Annotated in this window: 17 protein-coding genes and 3 pseudogenes; 11 read left to right on the top strand and 9 right to left on the bottom strand. The window is 47.2% G+C overall.

All coding sequences use genetic code 11. From position 1 onward, the window contains the following. Window positions 1–26: 26 nt before the first annotated feature. Complete coding sequence (locus IQ268_RS06090; RefSeq protein ID WP_193876566.1) at window positions 27–1,166, bottom strand: DUF1822 family protein; 1,140 nt, start codon at window positions 1,164–1,166, stop codon at window positions 27–29. After that, on the bottom strand, window positions 1,163–2,311 hold the full coding sequence (locus tag IQ268_RS06085; RefSeq protein WP_193876564.1) for a sigma-70 family RNA polymerase sigma factor: 1,149 nt from the start codon (window positions 2,309–2,311) through the stop codon (window positions 1,163–1,165). Before IQ268_RS06085 ends, IQ268_RS06090 begins: the two co-directional genes overlap by 4 nt. A 225-nt stretch (window positions 2,312–2,536) precedes the next feature. On the opposite strand from IQ268_RS06085, the gene IQ268_RS32110 reads away from it, so the two are divergent. The 4 genes from IQ268_RS32110 (at window position 2,537) to IQ268_RS06065 (ending at window position 7,334) form a co-directional block, all read left to right on the top strand. Beyond that, window positions 2,537–2,677: a hypothetical protein gene (locus tag IQ268_RS32110; RefSeq protein ID WP_228035130.1), complete on the top strand. Its 141-nt coding sequence runs from the start codon at window positions 2,537–2,539 to the stop codon at window positions 2,675–2,677. Between the two features lie 86 nt (window positions 2,678–2,763). Beyond that, window positions 2,764–2,916: a hypothetical protein gene (locus tag IQ268_RS32105; protein ID WP_228035129.1), complete on the top strand. Its 153-nt coding sequence runs from the start codon at window positions 2,764–2,766 to the stop codon at window positions 2,914–2,916. Between the two features lie 63 nt (window positions 2,917–2,979). Then, window positions 2,980–6,342: an RHS repeat-associated core domain-containing protein gene (locus tag IQ268_RS33315; protein WP_339383613.1), complete on the top strand. Its 3,363-nt coding sequence runs from the start codon at window positions 2,980–2,982 to the stop codon at window positions 6,340–6,342. An 11-nt stretch (window positions 6,343–6,353) separates the two neighbouring features. Next, complete coding sequence (locus tag IQ268_RS06065) at window positions 6,354–7,334, top strand: ankyrin repeat domain-containing protein (RefSeq protein ID WP_193876560.1); 981 nt, start codon at window positions 6,354–6,356, stop codon at window positions 7,332–7,334. Between the two features lie 61 nt (window positions 7,335–7,395). Here IQ268_RS06065 and IQ268_RS33310 read toward each other — a convergent pair whose 3' ends face one another. The 3 genes and pseudogenes from IQ268_RS33310 to IQ268_RS06050 all read right to left on the bottom strand — a co-directional run. Next, the gene (locus tag IQ268_RS33310) at window positions 7,396–7,911 is read right to left on the bottom strand and encodes a DDE-type integrase/transposase/recombinase (RefSeq protein ID WP_193876557.1); all 516 of its coding nucleotides are present in this window, start codon (window positions 7,909–7,911) and stop codon (window positions 7,396–7,398) included. A 714-nt stretch (window positions 7,912–8,625) separates the two neighbouring features. Next, window positions 8,626–9,213 carry a Uma2 family endonuclease gene (locus tag IQ268_RS06055; RefSeq protein WP_193876555.1) on the bottom strand — a complete coding sequence of 196 codons (588 nt, stop codon included), beginning with the start codon at window positions 9,211–9,213 and terminating at the stop codon, window positions 8,626–8,628. 128 nt (window positions 9,214–9,341) lie between these two features. Then, window positions 9,342–9,697, bottom strand: a pseudogene (locus tag IQ268_RS06050) (transposase); the annotation flags it as partial. Window positions 9,698–9,776: 79 nt separating this feature from the next. Here IQ268_RS06050 and IQ268_RS06045 point away from each other — a divergent pair. Next, a pseudogene (locus IQ268_RS06045) lies at window positions 9,777–11,287 on the top strand (IS66 family transposase). On the opposite strand, the pseudogene IQ268_RS32770 reads toward IQ268_RS06045, so the two are convergent. The 3 genes and pseudogenes from IQ268_RS32770 to IQ268_RS06030 all read right to left on the bottom strand — a co-directional run. After that, window positions 11,262–11,594, bottom strand: a pseudogene (locus IQ268_RS32770) (ISAzo13 family transposase); the annotation flags it as partial. The pseudogenes IQ268_RS06045 and IQ268_RS32770 overlap by 26 nt on opposite strands. 79 nt (window positions 11,595–11,673) lie before the next feature. Next, complete coding sequence (locus tag IQ268_RS32765; RefSeq protein ID WP_193876551.1) at window positions 11,674–12,132, bottom strand: hypothetical protein; 459 nt, start codon at window positions 12,130–12,132, stop codon at window positions 11,674–11,676. Between the two features lie 323 nt (window positions 12,133–12,455). Next, on the bottom strand, window positions 12,456–13,133 hold the full coding sequence (locus tag IQ268_RS06030; RefSeq protein WP_193876549.1) for a bifunctional 2-polyprenyl-6-hydroxyphenol methylase/3-demethylubiquinol 3-O-methyltransferase UbiG: 678 nt from the start codon (window positions 13,131–13,133) through the stop codon (window positions 12,456–12,458). Window positions 13,134–13,679: 546 nt separating this feature from the next. Here IQ268_RS06030 and nikA point away from each other — a divergent pair. The 6 genes from nikA to IQ268_RS06000 are packed head-to-tail and all read left to right on the top strand — an operon-like array spanning window position 13,680 to window position 19,564. Further along, entirely contained in the window at window positions 13,680–15,266 is a 1,587-nt protein-coding gene (nikA, locus tag IQ268_RS06025) for a nickel ABC transporter substrate-binding protein (RefSeq protein WP_193876547.1), read from the top strand. A 10-nt stretch (window positions 15,267–15,276) separates the two neighbouring features. Further along, on the top strand, window positions 15,277–16,227 hold the full coding sequence (gene nikB / locus IQ268_RS06020; RefSeq protein WP_193876545.1) for a nickel ABC transporter permease: 951 nt from the start codon (window positions 15,277–15,279) through the stop codon (window positions 16,225–16,227). Window positions 16,228–16,236: 9 nt separating this feature from the next. Continuing rightward, entirely contained in the window at window positions 16,237–17,109 is an 873-nt protein-coding gene (gene opp1C / locus IQ268_RS06015; RefSeq protein WP_193876543.1) for a nickel/cobalt ABC transporter permease, read from the top strand. A 9-nt stretch (window positions 17,110–17,118) separates the two neighbouring features. Then, window positions 17,119–17,916, top strand: a complete 798-nt coding sequence (locus IQ268_RS06010) for an ABC transporter ATP-binding protein (protein ID WP_193876541.1) — start codon at window positions 17,119–17,121, stop codon at window positions 17,914–17,916. A 14-nt stretch (window positions 17,917–17,930) separates the two neighbouring features. Then, window positions 17,931–18,770 (top strand): dipeptide/oligopeptide/nickel ABC transporter ATP-binding protein, encoded by an 840-nt coding sequence (locus tag IQ268_RS06005; RefSeq protein WP_193876539.1) that lies wholly within the window; start codon window positions 17,931–17,933, stop codon window positions 18,768–18,770. Between the two features lie 20 nt (window positions 18,771–18,790). Next, window positions 18,791–19,564: a trans-aconitate 2-methyltransferase gene (locus tag IQ268_RS06000; protein ID WP_193876537.1), complete on the top strand. Its 774-nt coding sequence runs from the start codon at window positions 18,791–18,793 to the stop codon at window positions 19,562–19,564. A 523-nt stretch (window positions 19,565–20,087) separates the two neighbouring features. On the opposite strand, the gene IQ268_RS05995 is transcribed toward IQ268_RS06000, so the two are convergent. Then, on the bottom strand, window positions 20,088–21,146 hold the full coding sequence (locus IQ268_RS05995; RefSeq protein ID WP_193876536.1) for an AI-2E family transporter: 1,059 nt from the start codon (window positions 21,144–21,146) through the stop codon (window positions 20,088–20,090). Window positions 21,147–21,191: the final 45 nt, after the last annotated feature.

The following is a 21,191-nucleotide window of genomic DNA, read 5'->3' as shown; positions in this document are numbered from 1 at the left end:
AATCGCAACTCCGACTGCTCCGTTCGCTAAACCACAAAATCTTCTGAAACGCTCGCCCTGGCATCCTCTAACTCCACCTGCAACCGAAACGACGTTCCCACTGGACAGCGAAAGCGCCGTAGCTGAATTGAATTATCTTGCTGACGCGCCTGCACTGACTGTAGAACTTCGCCCGTTTCAGTGAGCAAACTCAAGGTGAGGTTTGCAGGTAGCAGCGGTTCAACCACAGGCAAAACGCGCACTCGAACTGCAACTCGATCGCCTGCCCCCGATTCAAGCCAAATCAGCATCAAAATAGTGACTTCAGCAGACAAAACAATTTGCTTAACTCGCTGAACTGCCGCTGTGGTTTCCGCTTGCCGCAGGCTAAAAGCTAACGCAGGTGAATTAAGCGAATTTTCGATCGCCAGCCAGCCAGCCTCGAACTGATTTTGCAACCAGCGGCTTAAATGTGCTGAGGTCGATTGCGAGGAAGACTGCCGTGATCGCCCAAGCTGCTGTCGCCATTGCATGTTAGCAAGCAGAGCTCCCCACAGAGTGAAGGGAATCTCCAGACGTGGAATTTCTGCTTGAGACAATCGGTTAATCAAATTTTCTGCTTGAGTTTCTATTAAGGGAGGCAGCTCTGGCACAGCGGCACGGGTTGGTTCAGACGTGAGTTCAAGCATTGTCCAGAGTACATTTAAGTCTGTAATTAGTTCACTACTGCTGAGACAGTATGATCGATCGTCTGAATCGTATTCACCCACAGTTTTTAACCGTTCATGGGTCGTATATCCCCAAGCTTCGATCCACTGGTCATCGGTATCAACTTCGATCGCTAGATAGTAATCTCCAACCCAGTTAGGAATATCAATCCATTCCTGTGGAACCCGAACCTCTAAGCGATCGATCGCATCTGTTGAAATTAAAACAAGTCGCGTTTCTGCCACTGCAAGCACAGAGCCGTTGACTATTTCCCACGCAGACGAAGAACCCAATGGCTCAACTCGTCTAACAGAACCTCCAAATTTTTCGGTTAGCCACTGTTGTATGGTTTCAAAGCAGATTTGATTGAGGTAGGTCTGCCAGCGATCGCCTTGAATGCTTTGCTGCTGTTGCCAAGCTTCAGTGAAAACGAAGTCTGGAATTTCTAATCGTATCGATGTATCAAACATGAGCGTCATAATTCTTCCTGCCAAGGAATCGTTTGGAGCCATTCTTCAAGAACAAGGCTCATCTGTTGCACTGTGGGCGAAGTCAGTGAAATATGCAGCGTGGTCTGGCTCCAGCGAACGATTGCCTTGAGCAAAATTTCTTTGGCACTGCTCAGTCGCCGCGAAACGGTGTATTGCTTAATATCAAGCTGATGAGCAATCTGCTGCTGCGTCAATGCCCGCTGGTAGTAAAGTTTCAGCAACGTTTGCATCTGCGGATCGAGCGTTTCTAGCGCCGTCTTCAACACCCGATTGATCTGCATTTTCTGTTCCTGTCGCGCTCGCAGTTCTTCTTGGGCGATCAGAGATTCCATTGGCGGATCGGCTTGGTCTGGCAAATCATCCTGCGTTTCACCCAATCCATCCTCAAACTTTTGCAGATTCAGTGACGTGATTGGTGGAGATAAATAGGCGCGAATCTGTTTGGCGCAAACTTTTAGCCAGCCCTCGATTGTTGCCGGATCGATCGCGTCCGATCGCTGGCGGCTGTAAAAGTCTGCGATTGCCTTCCAGGTTTGAGCGTCGGGGGCAGCAAGCTGGCGAGTCGCGGTCGTGTTTGGCAGATACAGCCGCTTGAATCCTGCCCAGGCTAGCCGGCAACGGGCGATCGCGTCCTCGTCCAGTCCCGCCGCTTGCAAAGCTTCGGTCAGACATTTTTGGCTGACTTTTCGCAGCAGCCCCCAGTCAGTGCGACGACTCGATTCTTGCTGATGACGTAGGCGATCGCGAATCGTGTTGCTGAAGCTCAGCAGCGCATAGGTTCTTAAACTAGCTCCCTGTTCAGCGCGGTAGCCTTGCAGCACCTTTGGCAGGGTGGCGATCGCAATTTGAAATCGATCGGGCAAGCCAAACGCATCACCCGGATTAGCAGCAATGCGGCGCGCTGCCCAGTAGCACACTTCCTGCACATAGGCGGCGAGATGTCTGCTCGGAAGTTCACTTTGGTGCTGCCGATGCCAGTGCAGCACCCAAAATTCTTCTGATTCTCCAAGCTCAGTTTCCGATTGCTGCATATTTCGCCGCAGATGAGCATCGATCGCCCAGTGGCTAAAGCGATCGGCTTCAAACTGAGCGAATGTGGAGAAAACTTGGACTAGAGTCTGTCGAGGTTGCACAGGCAATTTGATCGAGCTATCTGATTGTATAGCAGGTGTCGAGTCTCAAATTATGGCGTTGCATCGAGGGAGGAATTGGGATGAGTTCCAATGCAATGTCCAGAATGCCAGTTCACTCATATCCGCAAGAACGGCAAGAAAACGGACTAAGGAGATTTCTGGCAAATGAATTTACCCAAACGCTTAAGATCGTTATCATCCTCCTGCAAATCAAGGAGTCAGTGTTTGAAAAGCCAAGAGTGTTCTAAAGAGCCGCTCACTGCGTCTCAAATTGAAGACCTCCGTTTGGCTGCCTCCAAAATGAGTGGGGCTGCTCGTCGGGACTTTCAAGCCCGGATGACGGTGAAGTATTTAACGCTCGTTTAGCAGAGCGAGTATTCGGGTGGGGCAGAGCCAATATTACACTAGGACTGGCAGAACGGCGGAGCGGTATCATCTGCGTCGGTGCTCAAGTGGGCTATAGCGGAAGTAAACGGTGGGAGGAGAAGCACCCCGAAGCGGCGATCGCGTTACAAGCCCTCGCAGAAGCTCATGCTCAACAAGACCCAACGTTTGAAAGCTCAATTGCTTACACCCGATTAACGGTTCAGCAAGCATTAGAATAATTACGTCAGCAGGGATTTGCCGTTGAGCAATTCCTGCACCCAGCACGATGGCAGTGATTCTCAATCGGATGGGATATCGATCGCTCCGGTACGACAGGCTTCACCACCAAGTACACCTACGATAGTCGAGGCAACAAGCTCACAGAAGCAGATGCGCTTGGCAATGTCACGTACTACACCCACAAAATCTTTGACCAGATCACCCGCACATTTAGCCGTTCTGCTAGCGAAACTGATGCGTTAGGAAACACAACGAGCTACAGCTACGACGGGTATGGCAATGTGCTCTCGACCCAGGATGCGAAGGGACAACTGACTCAGTACAGCTATGATGCCAGAGGGAATCTCAAATCCTTTAGTGATGCTGCCAATCAAGTCACCTACTTTGAGTATGACAAGCGCGGCAACCTGACTCGGATGGTTGATGTCCTAAATCACGCGACGACCTACAGCTATGATGCCAACGGCAATCGTTTAAGCGAAACCCGCAACGTCACTACTCCAACGGGTGTCCAGGAACTGGTAACGACTTGGAGTTATGACAAAGAGGGACAGGTGAAAACGGTGACTGACCCGGAGCAGCAGACGACGAGTTATGAGTATGATGCGAATGGGAAACAAACTGCCGTCATTGATGCCCTTCAGCGTCGTATGGAGTATCGCTACGATGATAGTGGCTTGTTGATTGAAACGATTCTGCCGGATGAGACCCCCAACAACTCAGACGACAATCCCAGAACTCGCTCCAGTTATGATGCAGCAGGACGAAAAATTGCCACAATCGATCAGGCTGGACGAGTCAAACACTACCAGTACGACGAGCTTGGCAGACTGGTGGCAACGATTTACGCCGACTCAACGCCAGATACCTTAGCAGATAACCCCAGAACCATCACAGAGTACTACCTCACGGGTGAAGTCAAAGCGCAAATTGATGAACGTGGCAATCGCACGGAATATCGTTACGATGCGGCAGGGAGACTCATTGAAACAATTTATGCCGACAACACGCCAGAGACTTTAACTGACAATCCCAGAAGCACTGTTCAGTATGACGAAGCTGGACGGCGGATTGCTGATATTGATGCACTCGGTCATCAAACTCAATTCATCTATGATGAGCTGGGTAGAACCATCGAGACCCGTTTCCACAACGGCACCTCAGTTAGCACTGCCTATGATGAGTTGGATCGCAGACAGTCTGTGACAGACCAAAACGGTAAGGTGACAGCATATCGCTATGATGCGATCGGACGACTAACTGGAGTGAAAGATGCCTTAGGACACTGGACAGAGTACACCTACGATGAACTGGGTCGTCTAGTTGAAGTGGAAGATGCGAATGAGCATGAGACGCGCTATGAATACGATAAAGCTGGACGGCGCACGGCAGTCATTCTACCGTTAGGACAGCGATCGAGTACCACCTATGATGCAGTCGGTAATGTCCAGTCTGTGACTGACTTCAATGGAGAGACCACAACCTATAGCTACGATGCACAAAACCGTCTAGTGTTGAAGGATTTTGAGGATGACCCCGATGTTCGCTACACCTACACCTTGATAGGACAGGTTGAGAGCATTACAGATGGTCGTGGCATTACAACGTTTACCTATAATGAGCGCGATTGGTTGATGGGTCGCAAAGACCCAACTGGGGCTTATACCAGTGATGGGTATACGATCGAGTATCAGTATGACGCAGCAGGCAATCGCACCTCTGTTGAGGTTCCTTCGGGTACAACCAACTATACCTTCAACGAGCGGAATTGGTTGGAGACGGTTGTTGATCCGAATGGGGGTGTCACTCGCTATGGCTATGATGCGATCGGCAATCTGATCCAAACCCAATTCCCAAATGAGATAACTGAGATCCGCCAATACAACGACCTCAACCAGTTGGAGTATTTGGAAACCAGCAAGCTGTATGGGGAGGGTGATAAAGAGATTCTCACCAGCTACACCTACACCTTGGATAAGGCTGGTAATCGCCTCTCTGTGACAGATCACACAGGAAGAGTAACAGAATATGATTATGACGATCTCTATCGCTTAGAGCGGGAGAAGGTAATTGTTGGAGGAGTGGTTCAGACGATCGACTTCACCTATGACAATGTTGGCAATCGTCTCGGTCAGATTGATTCCACTAAGGGCACGACAATCTATGTTTATGATGACAACGATCGCCTCCTAACTGAAACGTTCAGCCAGATTAACGGCAATACGGTTATCACAACCTATAGCCATGACAACAATGGGAATACGATTTCTAAGGAAGTTGGGGATCAGCAGACGGTTTATGTCTGGGATGATGAGAATCGCCTAGTCGCAGTGGATGTTAGCACAACAACAAGCATTAAGTATCTGAAGTATCAATATGACACTAGTGGTATTCGAGTTGTCTCAATTGCTGATGGGCAAGAAACACGGTATATAGTTGATGCTAATCAGCCTTATGCTCAAGTGCTAGAAGAATATGCAAGCAATGACACGTTGTTAACTTCTTATATTTACGGGAATGATTTAATTTCTCAGACCCAATATGATTCACAAACCTATGTAGATAGCACGACATATTATCATGTTGATGCTTTAGGTAGTACAACGGCACTGACAAATGAGTCTGGGAGTGCTGTTAAGAGCTACCTTTATGATGCCTTTGGGAAAACCATCAGCGAAACGGGCGCGACAGAGAATAAGTACCTCTTTGCAGGAGAGCAGTTTGATCGGGGTTTAGGTGATTACTATCTCCGACAGCGGTTCTACGATACAGACACAGGAAGATTCACTAGACGTGACACTTATGAAGGTAGGTTAGCTGAACCTCTGACTCTGCATAAATATCTTTATGCAAATGCAAATCCAGTGATGATGCAAGACCCGTCTGGGTTTACTGCTATTACTAGTGGTGGTATGGGAGACTTTGCAACTGCTTTAGCAATCTTCGCCATCCTTGCAACCATTGGAGCCATTACTTACACAGCTACACTTGAGAATGCAAGAAATAGAGTCTGTCGTTATGAGATTGACGAAGATCACATTTTTTATCCAGACACACGCTTTGGTGGGGTAACTGGATTTCATTCCACAGCACTGGCACTAGAAGGTTATGATTTTGAATGGTTGGATGAAAACCAGATTCCTTCAAGTGCATGGGGTAGTCCTTACGAAGCTACGTTTTATCTACCAGGTAATCCAGAAGCCAGAAAAACCTCTTCATTTTTCCCTGATATAATGAGTAAGGATGATGTAATAAAGGCTATTGGAGAAGCTTATTTGAAGGACGGCTGCAAACCTAATGGAGATTGGTCTGCATCTATCATATTGCCGGGAGCTAACATCCCTGCAACTGTTTCCGGCTCTGTTAGACCAATAGGCAATATTCATCTCATCACAACAGCGTATCCAGGTGTCCTAAGACAATAAATCTAGCAACCATGAATAGTTTTTTTGAAGGTATAAAGTCACTTCTATCATTAGCTGCTAGAAGTGGTTCACGACAAGTTGTTGAGATGCTTATTAGCTCAGGTGCAGACGTTAATTCTTTAGATGAATCTGGAAAAGCTCCTATACACTGGGCTGCCAGAGGAGGCTATTTAGATGTAATGAGATGCTTGGCAGAGAATGGTGCAAACCTCAATTTATGTAGTAAAGATTCGTATCTCGCTCTACACTATGCGATTCAATGTCAAAACCCTGAAATTGTTGAATTTCTTCTAAAGAAAGAAGTTTTGGTTGATGAGTACGCTAGTGTTATGTTAGGTAGGATTGATCAGATTAGAGCTTTTATAAATATAGGTTTCAATGTAAATGAAACTTATACAAAGTTAAATACGTATCCGATCTTCGATGCTATTGAGTTTCAACACTTAAATGTGGTTAGGCTTCTAATTCAAGTTGGTGCAAGTGTTCATAATGTGCTTGATAGTAATGGAGCCACGGTTCTGCATCTGCACGGTTCTGTAAAAAATATTCATATTTTTAATTCATTAATATCTGCTGGAGCAAATATTTATTTAAGGGACTATAAAGGATTCACACCTTTACATGTAGCCGCCAGATCAGGTTGTTCAAATGTTGTTGCAAGATTAGTAGAGCTAGGAGCAGATATTGATTCAATTGCAGAAGATGGTAGTACACCTTTATGGCAGGCAGCTTACTCACAGAATCAACAAGCTACTGAATGTTTACTATCAGCCGGAGCAAGAGTTAATATCAGCAATCGTCTGGGAGAAACACCGCTACACGCGACCTTACATCGTAAATCTGGAGTTTTGGTCGCGCAAAGTTTAATTGATCGCGGTATCGATATTAATTCAACTAATCAGCGTGGACTTCGTGCAATTCATATTGCAGTTGCACAAGGCAATGAAGAATTAGTTGATTTGCTTCTTACGAACAATGCAACCATATATTAATTTATTATGAAAGGATTTAATTTACTTCATACACCTATCCTATGCATTAGACGCATTTTTCTTAACACGGAAGGGAAGATCTAGGAGCGAGATATAGCAGATATTTGAGGCTATGAGTTAGTGGATCGCGCTGGTACGAAAGACGGTTGTGTCGCAAGAACTTATTAATGACAAACGATCGATATTGATCGCATTCCCTTAAGCAGCAATTCCGAAGCTCGCTTCGATAAATTTTACTTGAGATATACTGTCCCCTTTGTTGACTTCTTTCACTTGTCCTTTCCGAATCATATTCATTCATTGCTTCGATCCCGCTCAACGTTCTTCTGGCGCTATTAAACGTCTTGAACCCCATCATCGGCTTCACAATTCGCTTGATATTTCTATGGTCCTGCTCAATGACGTTATTCAAATACTTGCTCTGCCGTAACTCCGTCTCTTCTGCAACCGTCTCATCTACTTGCAGGGTTTGCATTGCCACTGGGTAAGCGGCATTCTTGTCCACATTAATGACTCGTGGAGTCTGAATGTGCTGACCCTTGAGTACTTTGCGAAAGAAGCGTGCTGCTGCCTTCATCTCGCGTTGAACTCAACATGAACTCCTATGCATTAGTAGGATCTTTCTTAACAAAGTAGGAAATGTCTACGATCGAGCTATAGCGAGAATTTGAGGCTACAGGTAAATCGATCGCCTTTGTTAAAAAGGTTGCTTTAGCAACGAAACTCAACAGAAAAAGTAAAGGAAATTAACCGAGCTAGAAGAAGAACAAAGAAGAGTAACGAAAAGAAACGATTGCCTCTTATGTCAGTTAACAAAGCTATAAGCGATGCTGTGCAAGGATTTGAGTCCGTTGATTGAGTCAAAAGTGAAATTATGTAAGAAAGGCGATGAAAAACTACAAAAAAGGAAAGTAGAACTCAACGATCGCGAGAGTGGTGGTGCAGCGTGGGTTGATGGTAGCAAAAGACCGAGACTTTAAAGCTAGATAAGGATAAGGATAAAGATAAGGAATTAGGGAGGCGTAGGTGACACTTAAGCGGCAGATCTAGAAAATAGAAATGCTTGAAATCGTTGTGTATCAAGGATTTTAAGTTTATCAACCGTGTGGCAACGGTGCGGCAAGGGTTGGGAGAGAGCGATCGCCAAGGATAGAGGTGGTAGACTCAATAGCGCCACTATGTGAATGTTGTTCGCTGTGCCAACGCTTCCCTGTACACCTTCCTCAATGGCGTTGAGTTTGCAAGTAACCGCAAACAGTTTCCTCCCCCTCAGGCTGCCTGAAATTCCTCCTCAGTCCTCAAAGCGGTTTACGGACAAGACAAAACCGGGCAGCACGACTTCGCCAGAGAGTTCAGTCGGCAGTTGTCGCACCTCATTGGGTTGACCCTGGCGGTAAATCTCCACTTGTTGATCCTGGGGATTGAACATCCAGCCCAATCGAACTCCAGCATCCATGTACTCCAGCATCTTTGAGTGCAGCAGTTCCAAATCATCAGCAGGAGAGCGTAACTCGATCACAAAGTCAGGGGCAATGGGGGGGAATTTGCGTCTCTGTTCTAGAGTGAGAGCTTGCCAGCGAGATAGCTCGACCCACGCCGCATCTGGAGAGCGATCGCCCCCATTGGGTAATTTGAACAGGGTGGATGAGCTGAAGGTTTTGCCCAATTGGGACTGACGATTCCAGATGCCCAAGTCAATCCCGAACTCCGACTCATAGCTACCGCCCTCCCCACCAACAGGTGACATAACAATCAAAGCTCCCTTAGCACTCCGTTCAATGGACAGGTCAGGGTTACTGCGGCAAAGCTGGTAGAACTGCTCATCGGTGAGATGAACCTCTGTTGTCTCCAGCACCAGTGGCAAGGTCAGTGAAACCATAGGAGCGTCCCGATTCAATCCCCATTAAGTTCCTGAGTTTCATTATGTCATTTGCGACGGCAGATGGTGTCGCGTCTCACATTATTTGGGCTCTTGCGCAAATTTTGATACTGCTGGCGAAACATTGCTTAACCTGCCAATTCAGCCATGAGCTTGACGTATTGAGAGACACGAGTTGTGGCATGAGGAGTGCTCAATAACCAATTGAAAACTCGTTTTAGATTGATCGCCGTTGCAGTTAAGAGATGTTGTAAATGAGTTTTTGCTAAACCAATATATTATATCGAGCACGACGAAGGCTATGAGCACGAATCCCCTCAGAAAGTGTTCCTTCAATGCCTGCACGTCGTGCATACTCCTTCTTATAATCCTTTGTTGTGGCTCGTTGCCGTGCGCTTTGTAATGCCTTATATTGCTGCTCTGGACGAAGCGTTACAGTCCGTCTTTGTCGTTTACTTTGAGTACAAGACGAAAGGCTAGGACAGGCTAGAACAATCGTATCCATACAGAGGGTGACGGGCGAAAAGTAGGCAATTTCAGGAAATACTGATAGTCTCAATCCTATGGAAAACCAACCGCCCCATTTTCTTGCCGAGATTTCTGATACCGACTGGGAAAAGACCCCAGAGAGTGTCAAGAGATTAGTGGAGCAATTACTGGAGCGGATTGCGGCTTTAGAAGAGCAGCAAGAGCACCTGGAAGAACAGTTGAAGCGGAACTCGCAGAATTCGTCGCACCCCCTTCACAAGATGTGTTGCCAGGGTTTAAGCCGAAGCCTAAAGAGCAAGGCAAGAAAAGACGGGGAGGTCAACCGGGGCATGAAGGACACTCGCAGAGGTTGTATGCAGCGGAAGAGTGCACTGGGATTGAAGAGCATTACCCCAGCCATTGTTGGGGGTGCGGCGAGGCATTAAGTGGTTCTGATGCAGCACCCCAACGATGTCAAATCGTCGAGATTCCACCCCTGCGTCCAATGGTCGTAGAGCATCGGTTTCATGCCTTGGATTGTCCGAGTTGTGGGGTAAGAACTCGTGCGTATGATGGCGCAGTAGTAGATGGCAGTCGGTATGGCGACCGTTTATGCGCTTTAGTGGGACGATTGAGTGGGGAATATCGCCAAAGTCATCGGATGGTGGTGCGGCTGTTAGCAGAAATCTTTGAGGTCGAGATGTCGGTGGGCCGTGTGGGGCGATTGCGCCAAGCCATCAGCGAGGCTGTAGCAGTGCCCGTGACCGAAGCCCACCAGTATGTGCAGCAGCAAGCACGAGTCAGTGTCGATGAAACCAGTTTCCAGCAAGGTAACGCCGATGGAGCAAATCCAACGGGCACCAAAGGCTGGTTATGGGTCGTGGTGACTCCTTGGGTGTGTTACTTCCAGGTGCTATTGAGCCGTTCTCAAACTGCTGCCCAAACGATATCGGGAAATGCATTTGCTGGCTATGTTAACAGTGACCGCTACAGTTCTTACAACTGGCTAGCCATGAAGCAACGGCAAGTCTGTTGGGCACATTTGAAACGCAATTTCACGAAAATTGCCCAGCGTCGTGGGGTGAGTCGGGAGTTGGGAGAAGCACTGCTCAAACAACACGAGCAATTGTTTGAATTATGGCATCGGGTGCGAGATGGAACACTAGAACGCACACAATTGCTCAGCGAGGTTGAACCGATTCGCAAGAGCGTACATCAGTTACTCACCGAAGATGCCGATTATGCCATTGCCGAGGGTGAGAAAACCCCGTTGGCGAAAACCGTGAGGACTTGTTGCCAATTATTAAAGCTAGAACCTGCACTCTGGTTATTCGTCACAGTGGAGGGTATCGAACCCACCAACAATGCAGCAGAGCAAGCCATCCGTCCAGCGGTGTTATGGCGAAAATGTAGCTATGGTTCTCAACGTGCCGAAGGCAGTCTATTCGTCGGACGCATGATGACTGTCGTGACTTCTTGAAGGCGGCGACAGCGCCATGTTTTGGATTATTTGACTGATGCCTGTCAAGCCCAGCGTCAGGGTTTACCTGCTCCCTCGTTGTTGCCAGTTTCAACCCCTGCTAATTTTTCTTCGCCAGTCGCCTGACTCCCTGTACGGATACCTGACGGGAACTGTTGCTGCCACCCCCGTCACAGAGTAGGAGAATCAAACCTGCCGTTCGATACTGATGGAAACCATATTGGTTCCACCACTGGCCAATCGCTTCACAGGCAAACTCAGAGGTGTCATGGGAGGTGCCAATCTGGACATAGCCGATGTTGAGCGCCAGGTCATACAATCCGTGAGGGATTGCCACACCCTCTGCCAATGACTTCCAGTCATGGTCAAACACTTCGACTCCACTCTCCTGCATGTACAGGTGTCCTTCTCGATACAATTGACCCATCAATTCTCTTTTTTGTGTCCATGCTCAATACCGGAGTGCCTGCAGCTTGGTAAACCTCTTTCAAGCGTTCGATGTTCTCAAACTGTTATTTCGCTCTCGGGTGCGTTCCGGTTGCCAGTCGCTTTTGAGCGTTCCGTTTACGGTAGTGATGCTTTTCGAGCAATTGGTCTACCACCGTGACACTGACTGCAATCCCTTGGCTCTTCGGTAACTCAGCAATCTCTTGACGTGTTAGATTTGTCCACTTCACCGTTTCATCCATCGGCAAACCTGCTGTATGTTGGGCAATCACTCTTAAAAACGCGGCATCGAGTCCCTCAATCGTCTCGAATGCGGATTTTCCTCCACCTCCGCTTTGCCTAACTCCGCTCTGGTTTAACACCGCCTCTTGCTCTAATTCCTTCATGCCGTTGCGAATCAGTTTGTCATCACACTCGAAGAATTGGCTAATGTACGTAATGCCACCCCATCCCAGTTTGAAAGCTTCTACTGCCGCATAGCGCCGACGATCCTTCTCCGATAAGGACCGATAGAATCGTTGCATGTGTTGTTCAACTTCCAGGGAATAGGGTTGACATCGTTTTGCGAGAATTTCACGTTACTGTCAGCCTATGACTCTTGCCTGATTACCGGATCTTATTTAATTCGTATTCCTAAAGGGGCGGAAGTACACATGCTTACACCCCTGATTCAATCAGAGATCCTCGATCGACTCCTGACGAGAATACAAGGAGATCGACTGTGTCAAATTGCCATTCTCGGTGGCGACACTCACCACATCACCAGAGCCATCGATCGTCTTTAAGCTGAACTTGTTTCCACATTGCGCTGCTTGCAGACTCGGAGAAGTGACCGAGCAATGCAGCACTATGGCTTAACAAACTTCCATAAAATTTTGTAATCCCAGTAGTAGTTGAGAGAATCAAGGACATTCGGGAAATAGACGTTGCTTTCTTTCATCAATATAAAGTCGTTTAGCATAAACTTCTGAGCAAAAACAGAAAAGCCCGCATCCCGAAACGTGTCGGCAATGAAATTCAAACTATAGTTTTGCACTTCAAGATTAGACTCTGCTTCAATCATTGTTTTCCAGGTTGGCCACAATGGATTGTCTGCATGGCAGCCTAAAGCAGCGTAATATGTTCCTTTTGATTGTAGACAAGTATACATCTCCTGTGAATGCCGCTTCAAGTCGCGGATCAGGTACAGAACTTCGTGACTAAAGGCAATATCAATAGCGGATTGAAATGAATCTAAATTATCTCGAGCTTCGTAGACGAGCGGCAAATTTCCTTTTCTGTCATTAGCAATTTGGATGGATTGCCGAGCGACATCAATTCCAATTCCTTTTTGAAATGGCTTCTGCTGATAAAGAACCTGCAAAAAACCACCCTGATTACAACCAAAGTCAAGTACAGTCTTCCCCTCCAGGCTTGTTTCAGACATTCGATTAATCATGACCTGCCACAGCGGGTAATGATCATCAAACATGTTGTCTTCTTCTCTGGAATTAGTTAGCCAAGTGTCAACAAGTTTGCTGGTCATTATTTAGCCTCGTATACTTCAACACATTTGTTGTTAACAAAAAGGCTAAAGTCCACTTAAAGGTCAAGCAGTCTATAGCCCTTTTCTGACACCAAAGCCTACCACTCGATCCCAGCCTTTGAAATGCCTTATGGGGGGATTTAGGTCAAATCGCTATCAATACTGTTCAAAGCAGTTTTTGGTAATGTTCTAAAAAAATTGTTTGAAAAGTATCAAATGTAAGGGCGTAGCATTCGGCAAATAGCCCTTAAAAAAGACCCAGAAGCACTGCCCGAATGCTACGCCCCTATGGGTGTCGGGCTACAAATCAGACTTTTAAGACATCCTCTAATACTCGAAAATTAAAAAAGAATAAAGCTTCAACTTTATATGTCTCTTTATACCTCCCCCCTGCATTGTCGAATCTCTGTTTTCAATGGTAATGTTTATCCTCAAGTCATTTCATTGAAGTAATGAGAGTAATGAGCCTTGCCAGCGTCGGTGCGAACCAATTGTTTTTTGGCGATCGCTCCTCACCTGAATCTATCTAAGGGATATTGATATTGCATGAAAAATCTTTTCAGGGCTTTACTTGCTGTAGCAGTAGCAGCACTCATTGTTCTGCCTAGTTGTGCCCAGCCGCAGAGTGAAACTCAGACATCGAAAGAGATCATTTTCTCCTGGTCGGAGGATATCGGCCCCCTCAATCCGCATTTGTACAATCCCAGCCAAATGTTTGCCCAAGACCTGGTCTATGAGTCATTGGTGAACTACGGTCGAGGTGGTGAAATTCTGCCGGGTTTGGCTGAACAATGGGAGGTTTCGTCAGACGGAAAGCTAATGACCTTCCAATTGCGTCAAGGCGTTCAGTTCTCAGATGGAACCCCTTTCAATGCGGCAGCGGCAAAAGCAAACCTCGAACAGGTTCTGGACAATCGGGATGAGCATGAATGGCTGGGATTAATCCAGGAAATGGATCGGGTTGAGGCAGAGGGCGAGAGTACTCTAAAAATATATTTGAAAAATGCCTATTACCCTGCCTTACAAGAATTAACGCTAATTCGTCCGGTTCGCTTCCTGTCCCCCAAGGCATTTCCAGATTCAGGGACAACCGCTGAGGGAATTAAAGCTCCGATCGGGACGGGGCCTTGGGTCTTAGCAGACTACAGTAAGGATAGCCTTGCCGTTTTCAAGCGCAATGAGAACTATTGGGGCAATCCACCCGAAGCAGAACAAGTAACCGTCAGGATTATTCCAGATGGGGAGACTCGCGCATTAGCCTTTGAGAATGGAGAAATTGATCTGATCTACGGCAGTGGCCTGATTAGCTTAGATGCGTTCAAACGGCTACAAGATTCGGGTGAATATGAGGCAGAAGTCTCTCCACCGTTAAATACCAGAGCGATCGCCCTCAACTCTAGCCGTGGCGCAACACAAGACTTGCAGGTTCGTCAGGCGATTCAGCACGCTTTTAATAAAAGTGCTGTAATTCAAGCAGTTTTCTACAACACTGAACCCCAGGCTGACACGTACTTCTCCAATGAAGTGCCTTATGCTGATATTGGGCTTCAACCCTATGCCTATGACGTAGACCGCGCCAATTCACTGCTAGACGAAGCAGGATGGCAACGACAAGGGCAGGGCACTCGGCAGAAAGACGGGCAGCCCTTAACGGTAGAATTATCATTTAATGCAACGAATAATGCTGATAAAGCGGTTGCAGAAGCGCTCCAGGCTGACCTGAGAGTCGTCGGGATCGATTTGAGACTGTTGGGTGAGGAAGAACAATCCTGGTTAGATCGGCAAACCAGCGGTGAGTTCCATCTCATTTTCAACGACACCTGGGGGCCTCCTTATGAACCTCAGGCCATGATGTCCTCTATGCGTGCCCCTGCCCATGCGGACTATGAAGCGCAATCCGGTCTACCAATGAAAGCTGAGATCGATCGCAAGATCGGTGAGGTATTGGTCAGTACGGACGAAACCACCCGGCGGCAGCTTTATGAAGAGGTTCTCACTACATTGCATGAACAAGCCGTTTATCTGCCGATTTCGTATTCCACCAATATTGCGGTTTTTCACAAAAATCTCAGTGGATTTGAGTTTATGCCACAAGCTAACCAGGTGCCCTTGAGCAAACTAGATAAGGCATAGAGAACAGGTAATGCAGCATTATATCGTCCGGCGTATCCTGCAATTAATTCCAGTGCTACTGGGAATCTCTCTAATTACCTTCCTGTTGATTCAGTTGATGCCTAGCGATCCGGCAATTGTCGTGCTTCGGGTCAACCAAGTCCCCGTGACAGAAGCGGCGATCGCCGCCATGCGAGAAAGACTGGGGCTTAATCGCCCCCTTCCTATCCAATACTTCGATTGGTTATGGCATGTTCTTCATCTAGACTTTGGCAACTCGTACGTCACAGGTGAACCTGTACTTCAGGAAGTTCTTCATTACGCACCTGTTACCCTAAAACTGACCTGTTTCACCGCCATCCTGATTTTGCTGATCGCTTTGCCAGCAGGTATTCTGGCTGCGCTCTACAAAAACAGCATGTTTGATCAGATGAGCCGCATGTTTGCCTATACCGGAACAGCTATCCCCTCCTTTTGGCTTGGCTTTTTACTAATTTATTTGTTCAGCCTCAAGCTCAAACTGTTTCCCGTAATGGGATCAGGAACGCTCGCCCATTTTGTGTTGCCAGCTATTACCCTGGCTTGGGGCCCCGCTGCTATTTGTACACGCCTCCTGCGTAGCAGTATGCTAGACAGCTTGAGCCAAAACTATGTGCTTTATGCGCGCGCCAGGGGAGTATTTGAACGGATGGTCATTGGTCAGCACGTCTTCAAAAATGCACTTCTCCCGGTTGTTACCTTCTTTGGTTTAAGCTTTGCTCACCTCTTATCAGGAGCCGTCATTGTCGAAAATGTGTTTGCATTGCCTGGTGTAGGGCGCTTTATGGTTAAGGCAATTCTCAGCCGCGATTATCCGGTAATTCAATGCTTCGTTTGTCTCAGCGCGTTCTTGTTTGTCTCGGTTAACTTAATTGTTGATCTTGTCTATGGTTATCTTGATCCGCGTATTCGTTTAGGCGGCGTTAACGAATCGGCTCATTGAGTAATTACTATGGCTATTCTTCAACGACTACTCGCACACAAGCTGGCATGGATTGGATTAGGCATCATTCTCTGTGTCACCATTGCCGCTATTTTTGCTCCATTGATTGCTCCCCATGATCCATTTCAAGTGGATCTGTTGAAGAAGCTGCAATCTCCTGGTGGGGCGTTTCCATTGGGTACAGATCATTTGGGGCGGTGCATTCTCTCTCGTCTCATTTATGGTGCGCGGATTTCGCTGTCGATCGCCGTTGCTGCCATGACGTTGGGCGTTACCCTGGGTCTTCTGGCTGGAATGGTTGCCGGTTATGTCGGTGGCAAACTGGACGCATTGATCATGCGCCTCTGTGATGTTCTGTTAGCCTTTCCCCAGCTCATTTTGTCACTGGCAATTGTTGGCATTCTGGGAGCAGGGGCATTCAACATCGTGATAGCCCTGTCGATCGCACAGTGGGCCTGGTATGCCAGGATTATGCGGAGTAAAGTGCTATGGGTTAAAGAGAGCAACTTTGTGAAAGCGGCGATCGTGTCTGGAACTCGATCGTTTCCATTAATGCTCAAACATGTTCTGCCTCATGCGATTTCTGAAATTATTGTTCTGGCTTCGCTCGACCTCGGTGTAACAATTTTGCAAATTTCTGGACTGTCTTTTTTAGGATTAGGGATTCAACCGCCTACCCCAGAGTGGGGAGCCATGATCAACGACGGTCGAGAATTCTTTCGAAGCGAACCCGGCATAATGTTTTACCCCGGTATGATGATTTTCATGACCGTCCTCGCATTCAACCTGGTTGGTGATGCCTTACGAGACGCACTAGATCCAAGAAGCAGCCAGCGCGTCAAGATGGAAGATTTAGAGTCTAAACTTCAGCATCAGGTGTAGTGCTCCATCATGGTTGAACCTGTACTCACGGTCAATGATTTGCAGATTGAGTTCCGAGGCAAGGCAGGCAGGCAGCAAGCTGTTTGTGGTGTTAGCTTTGAACTGAAGCCGAGTCGCGTTTTGGGCATTGTGGGTGAAAGCGGCTCTGGCAAAAGCGCAACCTGTTTGTCAATCTTGGGACTTTTGGGTAAAGAAGCACAGGTCTCTGGCCGTATTCAGCTTTCAGGGCAAGACCTGATGCAGCTCCAACCCGAAGAAATGAGACGGATTCGAGGAAAGGAAATCAGCATCATTATGCAAAATCCGATCAGTTTCTTTGATTCGATCTCAACCATCGGCAAACACTTTATGAAAACGTTGCGATCGCACCAGTCTATCACTCAAGCTGACGCTCAACAAATTGCGATTGAACAGTTATCAGCCGTAGGATTAAGAGACGCAAAAGCATTGTTAAAGCAATTCCCGTTCCAACTCAGTGGTGGTATGTTGCAGCGGGTGATGATTGCGATCGCGCTCTCGCTTAAGCCTAAAATCTTAATTGCCGATGAACCGACCACTGCCCTTGATGTTCTGACGCAGGTGCAACTTCTCAAGTTAATTGCCCGTCTGCAAAAGCAGCATGATATGGCTATTCTTTTAGTGACACACGATTTAGGTGTGATTGCTCAACTGGCCGATGACGTTGCCGTTATGTATGCCGGACAATTTGTGGAACAGGCAACCGTTGCGACTTTATTTGATCATCCCCAACATCCCTACACGCGATCGCTGCTAGAATCCCGTCCCAACGTCCGAATTAGCCGCTAGCCTCCCATGACTTTATGACCTTGTTATTGATCCGCAATGTTTCCAAAACCTACACACTCAATCAAGGTTGGCAGGGTAGGAAAGCGATTACAGCGTTGCAAAATGTTTCCCTCACCATTTCACCGGGGTGTTGTTTGGGGCTTGTGGGTGAAAGTGGTTCTGGAAAAAGCACATTAGGGCGAGTAACGCTAGGCTTAGAAAAACCAGACTCTGGAGAAATTTGGTTTCAGGGAAAAGATATCTCTCGATTGAAAAACAATGAATTAAACGCTCTGCGGCGTGATATGCAGGTTGTGTTTCAAGATAGCTTTAGTGCCGTCAATCCACAACTAAAAGCAAGAGAGATTATTGCGGAACCCATCAATAATTACTTGAGGATTTCACCTACTGAAACAAGGGATAGAGTCGCTCAGTTGCTAGAGAAAGTAGGCTTAACGGCTGCTGATGCAGAGAAATATCCGCATCAGTTTAGTGGAGGACAGCTACAGCGTATTACCATTGCCAGGGCGATCGCCCTCAACCCAAAGTTCATTGTTTTAGATGAACCCGTAGCCAGCTTAGACATGACGATTCAAGCCCAAATTCTAGACTTACTGCTGTCTCTAAAACGTGAATTTAACCTTGCTTATTTATTTATTTCACACGACTTAGCCGCCGTCTCGTTTATCTCAGATGCATTAGCGGTTATGTATGAAGGGGCGATCGTTGAACACCTTGGGGATGTTAATCGTATGAGCGAGTTGCAACATCCTTATTCGATCCGTTTAATGGCCTCTCAACTGCCAGCCCATCCTCGTTATCGGCTGCCTATCCTTCATGGTGATGATAATGGGTTTCAACGTTCTATTTCTTAAACATCAGGTAAATAACTATCATGACAAGCAATCACTCACCTGCGGTTGACTGGCAACACTGGCTAGAGCGATGGGATAACCAACAAACCGGATACATTCCTCACCGGGAAGAGCGGTTTCAGGCGATGTTCGATGTGTTAGAGATTTTGCTACCCGAGAATTTTGTCGCCCTCGATCTTGCTTGCGGACCGGGTGCAATTAGCAAAAGACTGCTCGAACGGTTTCCTCATGCTCGTTGTGTAGCGATCGACCTTGATCCGGTTCTTCTCGCTATTGGTCAGGGAACGTTGGGGCATATGAACAGTCGGCTGCGTTGGGTAGAAGCAGATTTAACCCAGGATGATTGGGTGGAAAAACTTGGAGAATCTCAGTTTGACGCAGTACTGAGCACAACTGCGCTACACTGGCTACCCGGCGGAGCGTTACTCCAGGTCTATCGGCGGCTAGGCGAGTTGGTGCGATCGGGTGGTGTGTTTCTCAATGGCGATAGTATGCCCTTTCCATCACATTTAGCAGCTTGTAGTCAACTTGCTAAAACACTACAAACTCGTCAGGAAAAAGAAGCGTTTGAGACTCGTGGCAAAGAAAATTGGCAGGAATGGTGGCAGGCGATCGAGCAAGAACCGGAACTGAACGATTTACTTACCGAGCGTCAACGGCGGTTCGGAGAACGGCATACTGACTTTGAGCCAATTCTTAACGTGCATGAAGCCGGCCTGCACAATGCAGGTTTTCGTGAGGTCAGCACAATCTGGCAACGGTTGGATGAGCGGGTTTTATTAGCAGTGCGTTAGAGAATGGTTTAACAGGGCTGATGTGACTTGAACCGCTCCCTTCTCGGGCTGGCCGCAGGCGCTCAGCCCTCAATTCTGGGGGGGTGAAGGTTTGGGTGTACCCCGAGGTAGGACAAATTCATCTGCCTGATGAGAACTTGCGCTACATTCGCAAGCATGGACGCAAGCCCTGGAAGCGTGACTCTGGCACTGTACCTTTTTAGTTCAATATATTTCTCAAGATTCAAATTCGACCCAAAATAATGGATGAATCAATTAATTCATCCACAGACTTTTCTGCAAAAATTAGCAGATGTCGCAGTCCACAGTGAAGATATGGCTTGCGGGTCAATCAACAGAGAAATGGTTGGGTTGGCTCCAAAGACAGGCTTGAGGGGTATGCAGTTGATGGCACTCGTTTAGGCAAAATTCGAGTTCCAGAAACCGTCGCTAACTTGACGTTTGCTGGACAGAAGGGCGATCGCTCAATGTTGCGGCAGGTCATTCACTTTATGCGATCTGGTTTAATACTCAAGGTATATCGTTATACGGTTGATGATTCATTTGGAAGAAATTCATCAATCAAGGTAACAATAACTGCTGCAATAGGAACGGCTAGAAGAATACCAACAAAGCCCAATAGTTTGCCCATGACTAAAAAAGTCAGAATCACAACGACGGGATGAAGATTAACCTGTTGACTCATCACCAGGGGTTGTACAAGATGAGCATCCACTTGATTGAGAACTAAAAATAAAATTAAAACAAATAGCAACTTCCAGGGTGAAATCGTTAAAGCCACAATTGCAGGGAGAAACGTGCCGGCGATCGAACCAAAGTAAGGAATGACTTCTAGCAAACCCGCAATGACTCCAAACGACAGGGCGAGCGGAATGCCCAATATCCACAACCCGATCGTTGTTCCCAACCCCAAAAAGAGCATGGCAATACCAGTTCCAAAAATCCAGCCCCGCAGCCTGACCCCAGTAGCTACCAGGAAGTGATTGAAATGCTGATGATGTCGTCGAGGAATTAATCGGGAAATGCCAGCGATCAGAGTCGATGGATCATAAGCCATGTAAAGTGCCAGAATAAGCATAGCTATGACTTCAATTGTGGCTCCAAACGTCTGCCTGAGCAGCAGGGGAAATGACAATAACACCTGAGCCGTATAATTCCGAAACTGCGCTAAATTCTGGGAGAGATCAGGTACAAAGCTCGAACTATTGTGGAGTCTCACGGATAGATCGATCAATGTATTAAGATAACTCGGTAGGGAAACCAGTAATTGTTGAGTTTCATCTACTAAACTGGGCAACACAAAGGCTATCAGAAACGCGCCGAACCCCCCGATCAATCCAATTAGAAGCAGCACTGCCAACCATCGTTCATTAACCATCCTCTGGAACCACCGTAATAAAGTTCTCAGAATGACCGCAACCAGGGCAGCAACCGCAACGAGTTTTAAGACCGGTAGCAGTTGATAAAGAATGTACAAAACGGCTGCCAGTAAGACAGCGAGCGGAGCACCATGAGTCAACCGTTGCCACAGGCTTTCGTGCTGTTTAGAGGATGGTATATCTTCCCTGGGATCTCTTTGCATTGACTGAATTCAACTCCTTAGAACAGATGTCGCCTACCGCCTATG

Origin of the sequence: Oculatella sp. LEGE 06141 (assembly GCF_015207605.1) — a bacterium.
Lineage (GTDB): Bacteria > Cyanobacteriota > Cyanobacteriia > Elainellales > Elainellaceae > Oculatella.
This window is presented reverse-complemented; position numbering and strand designations above follow the sequence as displayed.